At 39.3% G+C, this 3,589-nt stretch carries 3 protein-coding genes; all 3 read right to left on the bottom strand.

The window, feature by feature from the left end; translation table 11 throughout:
• Positions 1–506 (bottom strand): tetratricopeptide repeat protein (locus tag A9G48_RS00370; RefSeq protein ID WP_141672925.1); only part of this gene is annotated, 506 nt, incomplete at its 3' end.
• A 198-nt stretch (positions 507–704) separates the two neighbouring features.
• Positions 705–2,072 (bottom strand): tetratricopeptide repeat protein, encoded by a 1,368-nt coding sequence (locus A9G48_RS00365; protein WP_065575634.1) that lies wholly within the window; start codon positions 2,070–2,072, stop codon positions 705–707.
• A gap of 196 nt (positions 2,073–2,268) precedes the next feature.
• The coding region (locus A9G48_RS00360; RefSeq protein WP_065575633.1) for a tetratricopeptide repeat protein at positions 2,269–3,589 on the bottom strand (1,321 nt) is incomplete at its 5' end.

Raw genomic sequence — 3,589 nt, 5'->3', positions numbered from 1 at the left:
TCAGGGTCGATATTGTTGCCATTTTCGTCAAAAATATACAATCGAGGCGCTTTACCGCCTGATGCGTTTTCGTAAATATAGCCAATGCTATTTTGGGCATCGACATTGCCTTGAGCGGCAGCTTTTTCAAACCAACTTAAAGCAATCGGAAAGTTGTTTAATTCATCACGGTACATTGAGCCTAAGTTATATTGTGCTTTAGCCAGTCCCTGAGCGGCCGCTTTTTCAAATAATAGTCGTGCTTTAGTGTGATCCCCTTTTTGGTAAAGCAAATTATCGCCGTAAAAAATTTCGCCCAAGGTGTTTTGGGCAATGGCATCACCACTTTCAGCCAGTTCAGTGCACCGTTGAATATTTGCTTCATTACGTGAAAGTTGGCAAGTGGATTGTTCCAAGGTATGAGAGGCTGAGGTGGTTTGGGTTGTATGATGATCGCCCTTGGCAAAAGCTGATACAGCAAATAAGGCAACAAAAAACCCACATACAGCATAAGAGATTTTTTTCATTTTTCATTCCATTTATAACGATTTTTGATGAATTTTAATATGGTTAACCTCGCTAATTGTATAGCAAAAATCGGTGGTAACAAATTAAAAAAACAAGCAATAAATACCTTAAAAAACCGAAGATCAAAACAAGCAAGATCAATCGCAACACCTTGCAATCATGTTACAAAAACAATTAAAAGCGGATATGATCCGCTTTTAATGCATTCTTAGTTCATCTTCTTCTATCGGTGGGTACCCTGACCATTCATTAGGGTGATTAACCGCCCCCATTTTTAACGCATATTTACGCCATAACTGCGCACGGGGAATATCTTGCTCTTCGCGTTTATAATAGTGACTTAACGACGTTATGATAATGTGATTGCCTTGAATGGCTTTTTTGGTTAAATAACGCTCTTTTAACGTTGATTGTTCGCCAACCGTATTGCCCAGTAATATATCAAAGGTGTCTCTTGGCCAAAGTGTAAAAGCGATAATTCGTGAACCATAGATCATATTTAAATTATAAAAATCTTTTAGATAAAAAAATTTATTGCAAATCAAATCTTCATCACTGGCATGTTTTTTATCACTAATTTTGGAACGATATTTTCTTTCTTGATGTTTTAATTGTGTTCTAAATTTATATTGATTAGACATTATAACCCTAAGGGTATGCCATAAGTTATCATCGGGTTGTAATTGGTAAGCTTGCTCAAGTAAGGTAAAGGCTTTATATTCATCGACTTTGGTACCTAAGCCTTGCATATACATAAACGCTAATGTCCTTATAGCAGGGACAAATTGTTGCTTAGCGGCTTGTTCATAGAGTTTAAAGGCATGATTTTCATTTTTATCAACCCCAATACCAAATAGATAAAAATAAGCCAAATTGGTTTGTGCTAGGGCATGCCCTTGGCTGGCGGCTTTTTGGTACCATTCAATGGCTTTTTGTAAATCAGGCTCGACCCCTTGGCCATATTCACTCAAAGGGTAAACTCCACGGGGATAATATTCAATAGGTAAGCTCATTTTGTCGAATCGGGCAAATTGTGCTTCGATTTTAGGTAGCTCAGGGTCGATATTGTTACCATTTTCGTCAAAAATATACAATCGAGGCGCTTTACCGCCTGATGCGTTTTCGTAAATATAGCCAATGCTATTTTGGGCATCGACATTGCCTTGAGCGGCGGCTTTTTCAAACCAACTTAAAGCAACTGGAAAGTTGTTTAACTCATCACGATACATTGAACCTAAGTTATATTGTGCTTTAGCCAGTCCCTGAGCGGCCGCTTTTTCAAATAATAGTCGTGCTTTAGTGTGATCCCCTTTTTGGTAAAGCAAATTATCGCCGTAAAAAATTTCGCCCAAGGTGTTTTGGGCAATGGCATCACCACTTTCAGCCAGTTCAGTGCACCGCTGAATATTTGCTTCATCACGTGAAAGTTGGCAAGTGGGTTGCTCCGAGGCGCTAGGCATCAAGCGAGTTTGGGTCCCATTGGTATGATGATTGCCCTTGGCAAAAGCCGACATCACAAATAAGGCAACACCAAACCCCAATACCGCATAAGGGATTTTTTTCATTTTCATTCCATTTATAACTATTTTTGATGAATTTTAATACGGTTAACCTCGCTAATTGTATAGCAAAAATACGTAGTAACAAATTAAAAAACAAACAATAAATACCTTAAAAAACCGAAGATCAAAGCAAGCAAGATCAATCGCAACACCTTGCAATCATGTTACAAAAACAATTAAAAGCGGATATGATCCGCTTTTAATGCATTCTTAGTTCATCTTCTTCTATCGGTGGGTACCCTGACCATTCGCTAGGGTGATTAACCGCCCCCATTTTTAATGCATATTTACGCCATAATTGCGCACGGGGAATATCTTGCTCTTCGCGTTTATAATAGTGACTTAACGACGTTATTATAATGTGATTGCCTTGAATGGCTTCTTTGGTTAAATAACGCTCTTTTAGCTTTGACAGTTCGCCAACTGTATTGCCCAGTAATACATCAAAGGTGTTTCTTGGCCATTTTGCATAAATGTGTATTTCCCACCCTTCCTGCATATTTAGGTTATAAAACCCATTAAGAAAATGAAAGCGATCATAGATCCAATCTTCATCGCTCACCTTTTCACGAGCACTATTATATTGGGAGCGATATTTGGTTTTTTGGCGCTTCAATTGAGTATTAAAGTCATATCGATTAGACATTATTACATCAATCAATTGCCATAAGTTATCATCGGGTTGCAATTGATAGGCTTGCTCAAGTAAGGTAAAGGCTTTATATTCATCGACTTTGGTACCTAAGCCTTGCATATACATAAACGCTAATGTCCTTATTGCAGGGACAAACTGTTGCTTAGCGGCTTGTTCATAGAGTTTAAAGGCATGATTTTCATTTTTATCAACCCCAATACCAAATAGATAAAAATAAGCCAAATTGGTTTGCGCTAGGGCATGCCCTTGGTTGGCAGCTTTTTGGTACCATTCAATGGCTTTTTGTAAATCAGGCTCGACCCCTTGGCCATATTCACTCAAGGGGTAAACTCCGCGGGGATAATATTCAATAGGTAAGCTCATTTTGTCGAATCGGGCAAATTGTGCTTCGATTTTAGGTAGCTCAGGGTCGATATTGTTGCCATTTTCGTCAAAAATATACAATCGAGGCGCTTTACCGCCTGATGCGTTTTCGTAAATATAGCCAATGCTATTTTGGGCATCGACATTGCCTTGAGCGGCAGCTTTTTCAAACCAACTTAAAGCAATCGGAAAGTTGTTTAATTCATCACGGTACATTGAGCCTAAGTTATATTGTGCTTTAGCCAGTCCCTGAGCGGCCGCTTTTTCAAATAATAGTCGTGCTTTAGTGTGATCCCCTTTTTGGTAAAGCAAATTATCGCCGTAAAAAATTTCGCCCAAGGTGTTTTGGGCAATGGCATCACCACTTTCAGCCAGTTCAGTGCACCGCTGAATATTTGCTTCATCACGTGAAAGTTGGCAAGTGGGTTGCTCCGAGGCGCTAGGCATCAAGCGAGTTTGGGTCCCATTGGTATGATGATTGCCCTTGGCAAAAGCCGACATC

The sequence above is a fragment of the Gilliamella sp. wkB18 genome (assembly GCF_001690875.1).
Taxonomy (GTDB): Bacteria; Pseudomonadota; Gammaproteobacteria; order Enterobacterales; family Orbaceae; genus Gilliamella; species Gilliamella apicola_A.
The sequence above is the reverse complement of the archived record's forward strand: the minus strand, read 5'-3'. Positions and strand labels throughout refer to the sequence as shown.